Annotated in this window: 15 protein-coding genes; 8 read left to right on the top strand and 7 right to left on the bottom strand. The window is 66.3% G+C overall.

The window, feature by feature from the left end:
- Window positions 1–4: 4 nt before the first annotated feature.
- The 5 genes from TK90_RS09490 to TK90_RS09470 form a co-directional block, all read right to left on the bottom strand.
- Complete coding sequence (locus TK90_RS09490) at window positions 5–409, bottom strand: DUF302 domain-containing protein (RefSeq protein ID WP_012983258.1); 405 nt, start codon at window positions 407–409, stop codon at window positions 5–7.
- Window positions 410–436: 27 nt separating this feature from the next.
- A complete protein-coding gene (locus tag TK90_RS09485; RefSeq protein ID WP_012983257.1) occupies window positions 437–3,229 on the bottom strand; it encodes a TRAP transporter permease in 2,793 nt (930 codons plus the stop codon).
- Window positions 3,226–4,227, bottom strand: coding sequence for a TAXI family TRAP transporter solute-binding subunit (locus TK90_RS09480; RefSeq protein WP_012983256.1), 1,002 nt, complete (start codon window positions 4,225–4,227; stop codon window positions 3,226–3,228). The genes TK90_RS09485 and TK90_RS09480 overlap by 4 nt, the downstream gene beginning before the upstream one ends.
- 236 nt (window positions 4,228–4,463) lie before the next feature.
- Window positions 4,464–5,096: a PEP-CTERM sorting domain-containing protein gene (locus TK90_RS09475; protein ID WP_017925658.1), complete on the bottom strand. Its 633-nt coding sequence runs from the start codon at window positions 5,094–5,096 to the stop codon at window positions 4,464–4,466.
- A gap of 332 nt (window positions 5,097–5,428) precedes the next feature.
- Entirely contained in the window at window positions 5,429–6,106 is a 678-nt protein-coding gene (locus TK90_RS09470) for a PEP-CTERM sorting domain-containing protein (RefSeq protein WP_012983254.1), read from the bottom strand.
- 586 nt (window positions 6,107–6,692) lie between these two features.
- On the opposite strand from TK90_RS09470, the gene glyA reads away from it, so the two are divergent.
- From glyA to ribBA, 5 genes are all read left to right on the top strand, one after another.
- Window positions 6,693–7,952: a serine hydroxymethyltransferase gene (gene glyA, locus TK90_RS09465; RefSeq protein WP_012983253.1), complete on the top strand. Its 1,260-nt coding sequence runs from the start codon at window positions 6,693–6,695 to the stop codon at window positions 7,950–7,952.
- A 22-nt stretch (window positions 7,953–7,974) separates the two neighbouring features.
- Window positions 7,975–8,526: a transcriptional regulator NrdR gene (gene nrdR / locus TK90_RS09460; RefSeq protein WP_012983252.1), complete on the top strand. Its 552-nt coding sequence runs from the start codon at window positions 7,975–7,977 to the stop codon at window positions 8,524–8,526.
- A complete protein-coding gene (gene ribD / locus TK90_RS09455) occupies window positions 8,526–9,716 on the top strand; it encodes a bifunctional diaminohydroxyphosphoribosylaminopyrimidine deaminase/5-amino-6-(5-phosphoribosylamino)uracil reductase RibD (RefSeq protein ID WP_012983251.1) in 1,191 nt (396 codons plus the stop codon). Before nrdR ends, ribD begins: the two co-directional genes overlap by 1 nt.
- 123 nt (window positions 9,717–9,839) lie before the next feature.
- Window positions 9,840–10,523, top strand: coding sequence for a riboflavin synthase (locus TK90_RS09450; protein ID WP_012983250.1), 684 nt, complete (start codon window positions 9,840–9,842; stop codon window positions 10,521–10,523).
- Window positions 10,524–10,550: 27 nt separating this feature from the next.
- Window positions 10,551–11,657, top strand: coding sequence for a bifunctional 3,4-dihydroxy-2-butanone-4-phosphate synthase/GTP cyclohydrolase II (gene ribBA, locus TK90_RS09445; protein ID WP_012983249.1), 1,107 nt, complete (start codon window positions 10,551–10,553; stop codon window positions 11,655–11,657).
- A 46-nt stretch (window positions 11,658–11,703) separates the two neighbouring features.
- On the opposite strand, the gene TK90_RS15265 is transcribed toward ribBA, so the two are convergent.
- Both TK90_RS15265 and TK90_RS09440 read right to left on the bottom strand, forming a co-directional pair.
- Complete coding sequence (locus tag TK90_RS15265; protein ID WP_012983248.1) at window positions 11,704–11,868, bottom strand: hypothetical protein; 165 nt, start codon at window positions 11,866–11,868, stop codon at window positions 11,704–11,706.
- A gap of 3 nt (window positions 11,869–11,871) precedes the next feature.
- Window positions 11,872–12,918 (bottom strand): folate-binding protein YgfZ, encoded by a 1,047-nt coding sequence (locus TK90_RS09440; protein WP_012983247.1) that lies wholly within the window; start codon window positions 12,916–12,918, stop codon window positions 11,872–11,874.
- Between the two features lie 192 nt (window positions 12,919–13,110).
- Here TK90_RS09440 and sdhC point away from each other — a divergent pair, with 192 nt between their 5' ends.
- From sdhC to sdhA, 3 genes are read left to right on the top strand one after another with little or no spacing between them, the layout of a single operon-like run.
- Window positions 13,111–13,491: a succinate dehydrogenase, cytochrome b556 subunit gene (gene sdhC / locus TK90_RS09435; RefSeq protein WP_012983246.1), complete on the top strand. Its 381-nt coding sequence runs from the start codon at window positions 13,111–13,113 to the stop codon at window positions 13,489–13,491.
- A complete protein-coding gene (gene sdhD / locus TK90_RS09430; RefSeq protein ID WP_012983245.1) occupies window positions 13,488–13,826 on the top strand; it encodes a succinate dehydrogenase, hydrophobic membrane anchor protein in 339 nt (112 codons plus the stop codon). The genes sdhC and sdhD overlap by 4 nt, the downstream gene beginning before the upstream one ends.
- Window positions 13,823–15,598: a succinate dehydrogenase flavoprotein subunit gene (gene sdhA / locus TK90_RS09425; protein ID WP_012983244.1), complete on the top strand. Its 1,776-nt coding sequence runs from the start codon at window positions 13,823–13,825 to the stop codon at window positions 15,596–15,598. Before sdhD ends, sdhA begins: the two co-directional genes overlap by 4 nt.
- Window positions 15,599–15,665: the final 67 nt, after the last annotated feature.

Raw genomic sequence — 15,665 nt, 5'->3', positions numbered from 1 at the left:
AGGCTCAGCCGGCTTCCAGTGCCTGGCGGACCCGTTCGAGGCGTTCCCGGACATCGCTGGCAAGGGCCTCGACGCCCGGTTTGTCCACCAGGGCCATCACCGCGACCGGGTCCATGAAACCGACGGTGCAGGTCCCGTCCTGGTTGTCCTGCACCAGGACGTTGCAGGGCAACAGCAGCCCGATGTTGGGATCGGCCTCAATGGCATGACGCGCGAGATGCGGGTTGCACGCGCCGAGGATGCGGTAGGGACGATGATCGAGATCCAGCTTCTTCTTGAAGGCGGCGGCTACATCGATCTCGCTGAGGATGCCGAAGCCCTCCTCGCCGAGGGCCGCCGTCGTGCGCTCGATAGCCGTATCCATCGGGACGCTCAGAATCACGTTAAAGCCGTATTTGGGTTGTTCCATAGTACCGTTCTCCTGTCGCGTGGATCGTCAGGCGCTGAGCGCTGGTGCCGCCGCGGTCGGCCCGGAGGGCGGCTCGCGGCGGCGCTGGTTCCAGGCCACCAGCAGCGCCGGCAGGAGACCCGGGAGGTACCACCAGTAGGGGCTGGGACGGTCGGTCTCCACGAGCACGCTGGTGATCGTCCAGCCGCCTTCCAAGCCTACCCGGCCGGCCGGACTGCCAAAAGCAACCGTCTGGATGCGGGCCTTTTCCGCGTCTTCGTCAAAGGAGACGTCGAGGCCGGCATCGGACAGGCGTTCGCGCGGCTCCAGATCCGGGTCGCCCAGCGGGAACATCACGGTGCGGGTGATCTCACGGCCCTCCAGGTCGATACCGGTGGCCTCCACCCGCAGGGATTCGCGATCCGGGATGGTCTCGACGACCTCGAACAGCTGTTCGGCTGGTATTCGCTCATGGGGCTCTGCTACCCGATCCATCAGTACGGTCGGGGCCAGCAGCACGAACGCACTGACCAGCAGCAGCGCCGATTCCCAGCGGCGGCTCCGGGTCAGGAAGTAGCCCTGGGTCGCCGCGGTAAACAGGAGAATGCCGGCCAGCGAGCCGAGGAAGACGAGCAGCAACTGGAACACGTTGTCCACGCCGATCAGCAGCAGCTGGCTGTTGAAGATGAAGAAGAATGGCAGCGCGATGGTGCGCAGGCTGTAGGCGAAGGCCTGTATCCCGGTGCGGATCGGATCCGCCTTCGCCACGGCCGCTCCGGCGAACGAGGCCAGCCCCACCGGGGGTGTCACGTCCGCCATGATGCCAAAGTAGAACACGAACAGGTGCGCGGCGATCAGCGGGATCAGGATGTCGTTCTGGGCGCCCAGCTCCACGATCACCGGGGCCATCAGGGTCGCGACCACGATGTAGTTCGCGGTGGTCGGCAGTCCCAGGCCCAGCACCAGGCTGATCAGCGCGGTCAGGAACAGCACGAGCAGCAGGTTGCCGCCAGAGAGGGTGTCGACCAGGTCGGTCAGCACCAGCCCGACCCCGGTCATCGCGACGGTACCGACGATAATCCCGGCCGCTGCGGTCGCGACACCGATGCCGATCATGTTGCGTGCGCCGGTCTCGAAACCCTGGAACAGCTCCCATACGCCGACCCAGGCCGCCTGTGCGAGCCGGCCCTGGCGCCGGAACAGTGCGACCAGTGGCCGCTGAGTCAGCACGATGAAGATCATGAACGCGACGGCCCAGAAGGCCGAAAGCCCCGGCGACAGGCGCTCCACGACCAGCGCCCAGACCAGTACCACCAGCGGCAGCACGTAGTGCAGCCCGCCCAGCACCGTGGGCAGCACGCGCGGCAGCGGACGCTCGGTATCCAGTGGCGCCGCTTCCGGTTCATGAGCGGCAATCCACAGCAGCACCAGGTAGGCGGTAAACAGCAGGGCGGCGATGATCCAGGCGGCCGCGTCGCCGGCCACGTCCTTGATCCAGCCAAGCCCCCAGTAGACGGCGCCCGCCAGTATGACCAGGCTGGAGACCGTGATCCCGAAGCTGATCAGGCGGCCGCGCCAGGTGGTGACGGTAGCGCGCTTGAGGCCCTCCATGCCGTTCTTGCAGGCCTCCAGGTGCACGATGTAGATCAGCGCGATATAGGCGATCAGGGCCGGCAGGATCGCGTGCTTGAGGACCTCGACATAGGGGATGCCGACGTATTCGACCATCAGGAACGCGGCGGCCCCCATGACGGGTGGCATCAGCTGTCCGTTCACGGAGCTGGCCACCTCGACGGCCCCGGCCTTGTGCGGGCTGAAGCCGACCCGCTTCATCAGGGGGATGGTGAAGGTCCCGGTGGTGACGACGTTGGCGATGGACGAACCCGACACCACCCCGGTCATCCCCGAGGCCATTACGGCCGCCTTGGCCGGGCCTCCGCGCATGTGCCCGAGCAGGGAGAACGCGACCCGGATGAAGTAGTCGCCTGCCCCGGCGCGCTCCAGCAGCGCGCCGAACAGCACGAACAGGAACACGAAGCTGGTCGAGACCCCCAGCGCGATCCCGAACACCCCCTCGTTGGACAGCCACTGCTGCGCCATCGCGCGGGGATAGCTGGCGCCGCGATGGGCAATGATGTCCGGCATGATCGGGCCGGCGAAGGTGTAGAACAAAAAGATCGCGGCGATGATCGTCAGCGCCGGACCCAGTACCCGCCGGGTGGCCTCCAGCAGCAGGATCAGGCCGATCCCGGCGACGATCAGATCGACGTCCGAGGGCGCCCCGGGGCGATCGGCCAGTTCGGCATGAAACAGGTACAGGTACAGCGCGCTGAAGGCCGCGATCGCCGCGAACATCCAGTCGGTCAGCGGTATGTGGTGGATCGGGTCATGGCCGCGCAGCAGCGGCAATGCGATCACCAGCAGGGTCAGTCCGATGATTACGTAGACCTCGGCCAGGCGCTCCAGACCCAGCAACTGCCAGATCCCGAACGCCATCAGGATCAGCCCGCCCAGGGCGTAGGTCACGCCAATGGCGCGCGACCAGGACACGTGGCGCGTGCCCGGGCGGATCGCCGGAAACAGCAGGTAGGCCAGGAATACCGCAAAGGCCAGGTGGATCGAGCGCGCCTCGGTATCCGAGACGACAAAGAAATCCAGCCAGTCGCCCAGGGGTGAGGCGATCCAGATCTGGAACAGCGACCAGGCCACTGCAGTCAGCCAGATCAGGCTGCGTGTGCCGCGCCCCGGGTGACGCGCACCGGACTCCAGTTCCTGAGCAGTCTCGGCCGCGTTGTCGGCCGGTTCCGTGGCCTCCCCGGTAGTCCCCCTGGTCTCGCTCATTCGATCAGCCCCGCTTCACGGAAATAGCGTTGAGCCCCCGGATGCAGGGGGGCCGATAGTCCTTCGTCCACCATCGTCTCGCGCTCCAGCGGGCCAAAGGCCGGATGCAGGCCGCGAAAGGTCTCGAAGTTCTCGAACACCGCGCGGGTGATCTCGTAGACCGCGCGCTCCGAGGTGCGGGTCGAGGTCACCAGCGTGGCACCGACACCGTAGGTGTGAATGTCGTCGCCCTGGCCCGGGTAGGTGCCGGCGGGGATCACGGCGCGCAGGTAATAGGGGGTGTCCTCGACCAGCTGGTCGACGGTCGCGCCTTCGATCGACACCAGCCGCGCATCGCAGGTCGCGATGGGCTCCTGGATCGCGGCCGAGGGGTGGCCGACCGAGAATACAAAGGCGTCGATGCGGTTGTCGCACAGCGCCTGGGCCTGTTCGCGCGAGGGCAGTTCGCTCACCCGGCGAAAGGTGTCCTGGTCCCAGCCCAGCGCCTCCATCAGTTCTTCCATCAGGATGCGCTGGCCCGAGCCCGGGTTGCCGATGTTGACGCGTTTGCCGGGCAGGTCATCCAGCCCCTCGATGTCTGCGTCAGGTCGCACTACCAGGGTGAGGGGTTCGGCATGCAGGCTGAACGCCGCGCGCAGATGGGGGGCGGGGCCGAACGCCTCGAAACGCCCGGAGCCCCGATAGGCGTGGTACTGCAGGTCCGACTGCGCGACGCCAAAGTCCATGTCGCCCGACCGGATCATGTTGAGATTGAACACGGACCCGCCGGTGCTCTCCGCCGTGCAGCGCATCCCGTGCTCGTCGCGGCGGGTGTTGAACAGACGACACAGGTGCTGGCCCGCCGGGTAATACACGCCGGTGACCCCGCCGGTGCCGATATTGATGAAGCGCGATTCGGCCTGTGTGGTGGTGGCCAGCAGCAGGCTGACCAGGGTGAGCACTGGCAGCAGCCGTTGCAGCCATCGCCGGTCGGTCCTCGTCACACTGGATCGATTCATACGCCCTCCGGGGTATTGCCGGGAACGAATCGCGGCAGTGCCGAGGATTCTAGGGAGACGTCGATCAAATAGCACGTTCGCATTCAGGTCGATTGTGCCTGCGGGCGGGGACGATGGGGGCAGCCCCGCCTTTGGATATCCGCGGTCCTGTGCAGGACCCTCTTCAAGCAGGATCAAGGACACGCCCGACAGGCGTGCCCTTTATGGCGCGCGGCGACGGGCCGCGGTGTGTTCGGCTAGGCCGGAAAACGGGACCCCTGAAGCCGGTTTCGGCGAAGTATCAGCCCAAGCAGGCCGAGCCCCAGGCCCATCAGCAGCATCGTCTTCGGTTCGGGGACGGTGCCGACCGCGCTCGAACGGTAATAGACGCTGATATGCGAGATGTTGCGTGTAGCCGCACCCGGATAGTTGAAGGGCGGTTGGGTAAAGGGTGAGCTGTATTCCCCGTTCATTCCGGTCATCAGGAACCCGACGAGGTTGGTGCCGTTGCCATGGCTGAACACGAACAGCAGGTCTTCATAGTCCCATTCGGAATCGAGGCTCCATTGCCCGTTGTGGCGATTGCCATCAAAGCTGGCGAGGGTCGAGCTGTTCGACCCGGGGGAGGTCCAGCGGCCGTCGAACAGCCAGTCGCTGATCCCGAAGAACCCGGTATCGCCCGCGGTATTTACCAGCCAGCTGGAGGGGTCCCCGGTGGTGGAGTCGGTGGCCGCACCATCCAAAGGCGACAAAATTTGGCAGCCGATATTGTTGCTGACCTTGTCGCCGACGTTGCCGGACAGGGCACTGCAATCGAGAAGTGCGGCCTGGGTGGCCCCGGAAAGCGACAGGGTCAACAGGAGCAACGTCCCGGCCAGGAACGAGGGCAAAGGCTTGCATGACATCGGGCTTATCTCCATGGGACGAAAGTCCCTCCATGGTGTCTCATGAATGCGGCGGGGACGGGGATCGTCCGAAAGTGCCATCACTCACAAGGCGGGAATGCAGCACGCTTCGTGCCATGTTCGACGAGATGGGGGATTCGGCTGCTGAAACAACCGCTTGCGGGAATTGCTTTGAGGAGGCGGTCGCGGGGTATAGCCAAGATGTAAAAAAACCGGACATGTCCGGTCGAGGCCAGCGATTCATTGTGGATCGGGGAGCCTGAACGCAATGATGGCGCCACCTGGGCGCCATCATGCCGAAGCCGAGCAGGAGGTGATCAGGCTGCCATCGTGTCCCTGCGCGCTTTGCGGCGGACGACGATACCCAGCAAGCCCAGACCCAGACCCAATAGCAGCAGAGTGTGGGGTTCGGGGACACGGCCGCCGGGGCGGTAGTAGATGCTGACGTGGGAGATGTCGCGGTCGTTTCCTGCCCCCGGCAGCGGGAACGGCGGTCGGCTGAAGGGCGTGGAATAGGAGCCGCTGTAACCGGTCATCAGATAGCCAACCAGGTTCGTGTTGCCGCCGTCCTTGAACAGGAACAGGAGGTCTCCGTAGACGAAGCTCGGATCGAGTGTCCAGGTGCCGCTCAGAGAGTGGCCATTCAGGGTGACCAGGTTGAGTGTCGGGTCCGCCGGATCAAATTCCAGCGGATCGCCGTTGCTGTCGGGCGGGTCTTCCCAGCGACCATCGAACTGCCAGTCGCTGATACCAAAAAAACCCGTGCCACCGGCGGTGTTGACGATCCAGTTGGCTGAGTCGCCGCCCACAGGGTCGTTCGCATTGCCATCGAGCGGCTGGAGTACCTGGCAGCCGATGTTGCTGGTAACGCGATCCTCGAGGCCCCCGTCCAGGCTTTCGCAGCTAATAAACGAAGCCTGTGCGGCGCCGGAAAGGCCCAGGCCCAGCAACAGGGCGGCACTCGCGAAATAGGGTGTAATGCGTATGGGTTTCATTCGATGCACCTTCCCTGGGAATAGCCCCCTGGGTAGCTTGCGCGGATCCGGCCCATCCGGTCCTTGTGCATGCAGGGGTATGCAGAAAAGGTGCCATGCGGGCTCGGTACAAAGAATCCACACGCAAAAACATATGGATAGGCGAATGTCCATGCGCTCGAGCATGGCGCGAAGGGTATGGGTGTAAAAAAGTGTGACGCTGGTTGGGCATCCATTTGGATGACAGGCCTAGTGCGCACGTGGTTAGAGGGCGGTGGCCGTATGCCGGCTTCCACGCCGGTTCGAGATCGGGTGTAAAGAAACAGGACACTAATGGTGAGTACGGGGCGCATCGGTTGGCCTCGCTACCGCACCGGTCTCGTGAAAGAACGGAAACTCGTCTAGGTGGTTGAAAAAAAGGAAATAATGTCGGTATTGCGTGGCGTGCCGAATCGCGGGTGGCGGGGCCTTGCCGGCGTGGTCGCCTGAAAAAAAGCCCCGCATCCCCTATCATTACGCGTCTTTGTTTCCCCCTTCCCAGGCCTGCGCCGGTGAATCGGCGCGCCGGGAAACCGAATCCACGAAAGTAATGAAACGGGAGATCCGAATGTTTTCGATCGACATGAGCATCCACGGCTACGACGACGAACTCTGGGGCGCCATCAGCAAGGAGGCGCAGCGCCAGGAAGAGCACATCGAGCTGATCGCGTCGGAGAACTACACCAGCCCGCGCGTGATGGAGGCCCAGGGCTCCGTGCTGACCAACAAGTACGCCGAGGGCTATCCGGGCAAGCGCTACTACGGTGGCTGCGAGTACGTGGACATCGTCGAGCAGCTCGCCATCGACCGACTCAAGCAGCTCTATGGCGCCGACTACGCCAACGTGCAGCCGCATTCCGGCTCGCAGGCCAACGCGGCCGTGTACATGGCCCTGCTGCAGCCGCATGACACCGTGCTCGGCATGAGCCTGGACGCCGGCGGGCACCTGACCCACGGCGCCAAGCCGAACTTCTCCGGCAAGATCTACAACGCGGTGCAGTACGGCATCACCGACGAGGGCCTGATCGACTACGACGAGGTCCAGCGCCTGGCCACCGAGCACCAGCCGAAGATGATCGTCGCCGGCTTCTCCGCCTACTCGCGCGTGGTCGACTGGAAGCGCTTCCGCGAGATCGCCGATTCCGTGGGCGCCTACCTGATGGTGGACATGGCCCACGTCTCCGGGCTGATCGCCGCCGGCGAATACCCGAATCCGATCGACCATGCCCACGTGGTCACCTCCACCACGCACAAGTCCCTGCGCGGGCCGCGTGGCGGTTTTATCCTTTCCAAGGGTCAGCCGGAGCTGAACAAGAAGTTCCAGTCGCTGATCTTCCCCGGCACCCAGGGGGGTCCGTTGATGCACGTGATCGCCGGCAAGGCGGTGGCGTTCAAGGAGGCCCTGGAGCCGGAATTCAAGACCTACCAGAAGCAGGTGATCGCCAACGCCCGCGCGATGGCCGAGGTCCTGGTCGAGCGCGGCTATGACATCGTCTCCGGCGGCACCGACAACCACCTGTTCCTGCTGAGCCTGGTCTCCAAGGGTATGACCGGCAAGGCCGCGGACGCCGCGCTCGGCCGCGCCAATATCACGGTCAACAAGAACGCGGTGCCGAACGACCCGCAGTCGCCGTTCGTGACCTCCGGTATCCGCATCGGCACCGCCGCGCTCACGACCCGCGGCTTCACCGAGGCCGAGTCGCGCGAGCTGGCGGGCTGGATCGCCGACGTGCTGGATGACCACGAGAACGAGCAGGTGATCGACGCGACCCGCGCCAAGGTCGTCGAGATCTGCCGTCGGTTCCCGGTCTACGGCGCGGCCGAATAACGCGACGTAGCGGCGGCTCGCCATGCGCTGCCCGGCCTGTGGTGCTCAGGACACGCGTGTGGTCGACTCGCGCACGGCCGGTCCGGAGCAGGAACAGATCCGGCGTCGGCGCGAGTGCCGCGAGTGCCGGGCGCGCTTCACCACCTTCGAGCGGGCGGAGTTCAGCCTGCCGCGGGTGGTCAAGCGCTCCGGCGAACGGGTCGCGTTCGACGAGGACAAGCTGCGTAGCGGTCTGCGCCGGGCGCTGCACAAGCGCCCGGTGAAGACCGAGGATGTCGAACGCGTGATCGACGACATCAAGCGGCAGCTCGCCTCCCTGGCGGCCCCCGAGGTCAAGTCCGACCGCATTGGCGAGATGGTCCTGGCGGCCTTGCATGCCCTGGACCATGTGGCCTATATCCGTTTTGCCTCCATCTATCTGAGCTTTGCCAGCGTGCAGTCCTTCCGCGAGGCCATCGAGCGCCTCGAGGATGACCTGACACCGGAGATGCGTCGCTCGCAGCTGCGCCTGATCGATGAGGGACTCGCCGACACGGACGCCTCCGCACCGGGCGATTCGCAGGAGGGCAGTTGATGGCACAGCCGGGACACGAGCAGGCGGTGGAGGACCGGCGTCACATGGCGCGGGCGCTGGAGCTGGCCGATCTTGGCCGCTTCAGCGCCGATCCCAATCCTCGGGTGGGCTGCGTGCTGGTGCGCGAGGGCGAGGTCGTCGGCGAGGGGCTGCACTGGCGCGCCGGCGAGTCACATGCCGAAGTGAACGCCTTGCGCGCGGCCGGCGAAGCCGCGCGCGGCGCCACCGTCTACGTAACGCTCGAGCCGTGCAGTCACCACGGCCGTACCCCCCCCTGTACCGAGGCACTGATCCAGGCCGGCGTGGCCCGGGTGGTGATCGCGATGCAGGACCCCAATCCGCAAGTCTGTGGTGGCGGCATGGAGGCGCTGCGCGCGGCCGGGATCGAGGTCGAAACCGGCGTGCTCGAGGCCGAGGCGCGGGCGCTGAACCCGGGCTTTGTCCAGCGCATGGAGCAGGGACGCCCCTGGGTCCGGATCAAGCTCGCGGCGAGCCTGGACGGCCGCACGGCGATGGCCTCGGGCGAGTCGCGCTGGATTACCGGCGAGGCGGCGCGTCGCGACGTGCAGCTGTGGCGGGCGCGCGCCGGGGCGATCCTGACCGGCAGCGGTACCGTGGTGGCCGACGACCCGCGCCTGACCGTGCGCCTGAAGCCGCACCAGCTGGCCGCGCAGGCCGGTTTTCCCGATGACCCGCACTACTCGGACCTGTCCACCCGGCAACCGCTCAGGGTGATCCTGGATGCCCGGCTGCGCACGCCCCCCGGCGCCCAGATCCTGAAGAGCGGCCCCGTCTGGATCCTGACCGGTCCGGATGCAGCACGCTCGCCGGCAGCCGATACCTTGCGTGGGCATGGCGCCGATGTGCGGCCGATCGCGCTGGCCAGCGACTCGCCCGACGGTGGGCTGGACCTTGGAGAGGTGCTGGCGGAGCTGGCGCGTGCCGAGGTCAACGAACTGCATGTGGAGTCCGGACCGGGTCTGGCCGGGGCGCTGGCCCGCGGGGGCTGGGTGGACGAGTGGCTGCTGTACCAGGCGCCACTGCTGCTGGGCTCGAGCGCCCGCCCGCTGGTTGAATGGCCGCTGGCGCGCATGGACGAGCGTGCGGAGCTGGAGATCCTCGAGAGCCGTTGGGTGGGTGATAGCCTGCGCCTGCGCGCGCGCCCGCGCCGCCAGGGCACCGCACATTAGTGGGGATTTGCCTGGCAAGGCCCCGGCACCCGTAACCCAGTGGTGCGAATTCACTAGTGTTTCCCTAAGATGGTCGGTTCGCGGCGCCCCCTCCCGGGGTGGCCTGCAACCGAAACAAGGCCCATGTTCACCGGAATCATCGAGACCCTTGGCAACCTGGATCGTCTGACGCCCAGTGGGGGCGACGTGCGCCTCTACGTGAATGCGCCGGGGATGGACCTGTCCGACACTCGTTTGGGTGACTCCATCGCTGTCAATGGCGTGTGTCTTACCGTGACTGACCTGACCACCGGGGGCTTCGCTGCGGACGTCTCGCGCGAGTCATTGGACGTGACCACACTGGGGGCCCTGGGGCCTGGCGACCGGGTCAACCTGGAGCGGGCGCTGGCCCTGGGCGATCGCCTCGGCGGGCACATGGTCTCGGGCCACGTCGATGGCGTGGGCGAGGTGATCGCGATGGAGCCGGACGCGCGCTCCACCCGCGTGCGCTTTCGCGCCCCCGCCGCGCTGGCGCGTTACATCGCGGCGAAGGGCTCGATCACCATCGACGGCACCAGCCTGACCGTGAACCGGGTCGACGGGGCCGAATTCGAGGTCAACATCATCCCCCACACCTGGTCGCTGACCCGCTTCTCCGTCTACGCCGTGGGTACGCCGGTGAACCTGGAGGTCGACCTGATCGCCCGTTATCTGGAACGGTTGATGCTCGGCGAGCGTGCGGCGGAGCCGGGCACGGACGCCGGCCATCTGTCCGAAGCCTGGCTGGCCGCACAGGGCTTTCCCAATCATTCCGGGCCGCGCGACTGAGCGCACGGCCCCCGACCGAAGGCACGCATGGAATTTTCCAATACCGAAACCATCCTCGAGGAACTGCAGGCCGGGCGCATGGTGGTCATCGTCGACGACGAGGACCGCGAAAACGAGGGCGATCTTCTGATGCTTGCCTCGCATGTGCGCCCCGAGGACATCAACTTCATGGCCAAGTATGGCCGCGGGCTGATCTGCCTGACGCTGACCCGCGAGCGCTGCAAGCAGCTCGCGTTGCCGCTGATGGTGACCGACACCAACGACGTGCATGGCACCAACTTCACGCTGTCCATCGAGGCCGCCGAGGGCGTGACCACCGGCATCTCGGCCTATGACCGCGCGCATACCATCCGCACGGCCGTGGCGCCGAACGCGCAGCCGGACGACATCGTCCAGCCGGGGCATGTCTTTCCGCTGATGGCGCAGCCGGGCGGGGTGATCGTGCGCGCCGGCCACACCGAGGCCGGCTGCGACCTCGCGCGCCTGTCCGGCGCCGAGCCGGCCGCGGTGATCGTCGAGATCCTCAACGAGGACGGCACCATGGCGCGGCGCCCGGACCTCGAGCGCTTCTGTGCCGAACATGACCTGAAGATGGGCACGATCGAGGACCTGATCCGCTACCGTATCGAGAACGAGAAGACCGTTCAGCGCGTCTCGGAGCGCCCGTTCCCGACCGCGCATGGCGAGTTTCGCCTGCTGTCATTCCAGGACGAAGTCGACCACCAGCTGCACTTTGCGCTGGTGCGCGGCGAGCCGAAGCCGGAGCAGGACACTCTGGTGCGCGTGCATCTGGAAAACACCTTGCATGACACCCTCGGCTACGCCGGCCCCGATCGTGGCTGGCCGCTGGACGACGCCCTGCGCCGCATTGACGAGGCGGGCGAGGGGGTCGTGGTGGTGCTGCGCAAGCACGAGAGTGCCGAGGCCCTGGCGCAGCGCCTGGAACAGCTTGGGCAGCCTCAGCAGGAGGAGCGCGGCGGGCGCGAGAATTCGGCCGAGTGGCGCATGTACGGCATTGGTGCGCAGATTCTGGCGGACTGCGGCGTGGGCCGCATGAAGCTGATGTCCGCGCCCAAGCGCTTCCACGGCCTGGGCGGTTTCGGGCTCGAGGTCGTCGACTACATCCACGAATAGCCCGAGGTTACGAATAGCGCAGGGCGCTCTTCGTGACGCGCCCGCGCTATATGACCCCGTCCAGGCGCAGGTAGCCGATCAGGAACAGCACGGCGAGGACCCCGGCCAGCACGTACAGCCAGTTGGACAGCGTCGGGTTGTTGGGGCGGCTGAAGAAGGCCGCCCACAGCGCCAGCAGGATCAGGACGAAAAAGAAGAACAGGAATCGCATGGCTCAGGCTCCTTCCGGTACCGCGTAGGGCAGGTCGACGACCTCCGCCCGCGGGCCATCCGGTGACCCCCAGTGCAGCTCGCCCTCGGCGGCCGCCACCTGCACCACCGCCAGAGCCGAGTAGAGCCCGTCCGGGTGCAGCTCGGCGGCCACGATCTCGCCGTCCGCCTGCTCCGGGTTGCCGTCGGCGCGATACACCGGCGAGCCCGGCTGCGGTGGCTCCGCGGCATGGATCGCCAAGCGGAACATGCGCCGTTTCAGCTTGCCGAGGTAGTGCATGCGGGCCACCACCTCCTGTCCCGGGTAGCAGCCCTTCTCGAAGTTGATCGCCCCCAGCGCGTGCAGGTTCAGCATCTGCGGTACGAACAGCTCGCTGGTCGCCTCGACCACGGTCGGCATCCCGGCGAGGATGTCGAGCAATGCCCACTCGCGCGGCCCCACCGGGCCCGAGCGCACGTTCAGCTTGTCCCAGGCGGTGCGCATCGGTTCGAGCTCGCCGAACAGCTCGAAACGCGGGTGCACGCCGTTTACGCGCACGACGGTCACGCCGTCTTTCTCGACCACGTCGTCCACGTTCGCGGGGCAGACCCCCAGTGCGTTGTTCAGCTCGGATTCCGCGTCGGGGCCGGAGAGCCCGAAGTGGATGTGCGAGTCGTCGGCGCGCTCGATCACCACATGGGCCCGCAGCACGAACATCCGCAGCCGCTTGGCGATGGCCTCGATGCGGTCGGCCGGCATCTCCAGCAGATAGCTGTCCGCAGTGCGCAGCACGCGGAACACCGCATAGGCCCGACCTTTGGGGCTGGAATAGCTGGAAATCTGGCTGTGGCTGGCATCGACCTGGGTGATGTCGTTGCCGAACTGCCCCTGCAGGAACTCGGTCGCGTCGTCCCCGCGGACCTCCAGCAAGCCCCGATGGGACAGGTCGCAGATCACCTCGCCATTGATCGCCATGCGGCGTTCGCGCTCGGGGTTGCCGTAGTGCACGAGGTCGTCGTCCTCGAACTCGGCCCCGGCGTCGATCAGGTGATTCTTCCAGTCTTCGCGCATCGAAAACGCTCCTGTGACAGCGCTCGCGTCGTGTGCCCGGTCGGCTGGCGGCCTCGAGGACCCACGGCGGCGGATTGAGGTGGTAAGCTCAACACAGGTCGGGCGACCGGCTGAACCAAGCGGGTCGATAGTAGACGAACCTCTTGCAGGGTGTCAGCCCGACATTTTTTATCATCCGGTTTTGGGGGTGGCATGAGTTCTCCGGCACGGCCCGTTTTCCTGGATCTGCGCAAGATCCGCCTTCCGCTGAATGCCGTGGTTTCCATCCTGCACCGTATTACCGGGATCTTTCTGATCCTGTCGATCCCCGTCTTGTTGTGGCTGCTCGACCGCTCGCTGGCCAGTCCCGAGGGGTTCGCTCAGGTGGCGGCCATCATCGGTCACCCGGTCGGGCTGGCGCTGCTGCTGATCGGGCTGTGGTGGCTGTTGCACCACCTGTTCGCCGGGATTCGCTTTCTGCTGATGGAGTTCGGCATCGGGGAGGATCGGGCCGGCTCGCTGCGCACCGCCCGCGATGCCCTGTATGCCGCGATCTTCGCCACGCTTGCCGTCTGGCTGGGGCTGATCCTGTGAGACTGCTGTCGGGGCAGGGCGCGTGGTTGCTGCAGCGCATCACGGCCGTCTATGTCGGGCTGTTCGTGATCTTGGTGCTGGGCTATTTCCTGATCGCCCCTCCATCGGATCACGCGGCCTGGGTGGCGGTAATCGCGCACCCGGCTGTGGCGTTGGGCAGTGCGCTGTTTGTCGTGCTGCTGCTGTTGCATGCGTGGATCGGGCTGCGCGATGTCGTGCTCGACTACGTGAAGCCACTGGCACTGCGCCTGACCGTGCTGACCCTCGGTGCGGGCGCGCTCATCCTTCTGGGCCTGTGGGCTCTTTTCCTCCTGATTCGAACGGGGCTTGCATGAACCTGACGCGGCGCAAATTCGACGCGCTGATCATCGGCGCCGGCGGCGCGGGCCTGCGTGCCGCGCTGCAGCTGTCCAACGGCGATGCCAAGGTGGCGGTGGTCTCCAAGGTGTTTCCCACGCGCTCGCATACGGTGGCCGCGCAGGGCGGCGTGAACGCCGCCCTGGCCAACGTGCTGCCGGACTCCTGGCACTGGCATATGTTCGACACCGTGAAGGGATCGGACTATCTGGGCGATCAGGATGCGATCGAGTACATGTGCCGCGCCGCATCCAAGGTGGTCTACGAGCTGGATCACTTCGGCGTGCCGTTCTCGCGTCTGGACAACGGCAATATCTATCAGCGCGCCTTTGGCGGGCAGAGCCAGAACTTTGGCCAGACCCAGGCGGCGCGTACCTGTGCGGCGGCTGACCGGACCGGGCATGCGATCCTGCATTCGCTGTACCAGCAGAACCTGCGTGCTCGCACGCATTTTTTCGACGAGTACTTCGCGGTGGACCTGCTGCGTGACGAACAGGGTTTCGTGCTCGGTGTGCTGGCCTTCGAGATCCTGACCGGCGAGCCGATCGTGATCGAGGCGAAGACCACGCTGATCGCCACCGGCGGGGTGGGGCAGCTGTTCCGCACCACGACCAACGCGCTGATCAACACCGGCGACGGGATGGCGATGGCGCTGCGCGCCGGGGTGCCGCTGGAGGACATGGAGTTTGTCCAGTTTCACCCGACGGGGATCGCCGGGCGCGGGATGCTGATTACCGAGGGCGCACGCGGCGAGGGCGGCTACTTGATCAACTCCGAGGGCGAGCGCTTCATGGAGCGCTATGCCCCGCGGGCGAAGGACCTGGCCTCGCGCGACGTGGTCAGCCGCTCCATCGCCACCGAGGTGCGCGAGGGCCGCGGCTGCGGGCGCAATGCGGACCATGTGCTGCTGGATCTGCGCCATCTGGGCGCGGACACGATCATGCAGCGCCTGCCGGGCATCCGCGAGACCAGCATGACCTTCCTCGGCGTGGACCCGATCGAGGCCCCGATCCCGGTGTTCCCGACCTGCCACTACAGCATGGGCGGCATCCCGACCAACCGCTTCGGGCAGGTGGTCGCGCCGGTCAAGGACACCCCGGAGGACCCGGTGCCGGGGCTGTACGCGGCCGGGGAGGCCGCCTGTGTCTCCGTTCATGGGGCCAACCGCCTGGGCGGCAATTCGCTGCTGGACATCCTGGTGTTCGGGCGTGCGGCGGCCAACCATATCCTCGAATACCTGCGCGAGAACCACTACCACCGGCCGCTGGACGAGACGGCGGTGGAGCAGGCGATGGCACGACTGACGCGCTGGGACCGCAAGGACCCGGGCGACGGCTCCGCCGAGCAGGTCGAACCGCTGAAGCGCGAACTGCGCAAGGTGATGGAGGACCACTGCTCGGTGTTCCGAACCGACGAGGTGATGCGCGAGGGGGTGGAGAAGGTCCGTGCCCTGCGCGAGCGCCTGGATCACGCGGTGATCGCGGACCACTCGGCCACCTTCAACACCGCCCGGGTGGAGGCGATGGAGCTGGAGAACCTGATGGATTGCGCGATCGCCACCATCCGCTCTGCGCTGGGGCGCGAGGAGAGCCGCGGGGCGCATTCGCGTATCGACTTCCCCGAGCGCGACGATCAGCACTGGCTCAAGCACAGCCTGTACTCGCTGGCGGACGACAGCCTCGACTACAAGCCGGTGCGCACACAGCCGAACACCGTGCCCTCGTTCCCGCCGAAGGAGCGGGTGTACTGATGGCCCGCCGGGAATGCAATGCGGCGCGGGTTGCGGTTCGCGCGGCGAATCGCAGCGACACGCGCTG

It is taken from the genome of Thioalkalivibrio sp. K90mix (assembly GCF_000025545.1).
In the GTDB taxonomy this organism is placed as follows: domain Bacteria; phylum Pseudomonadota; class Gammaproteobacteria; order Ectothiorhodospirales; family Ectothiorhodospiraceae; genus Thioalkalivibrio.
The sequence above is the reverse complement of the archived record's forward strand: the minus strand, read 5'-3'. Positions and strand labels throughout refer to the sequence as shown.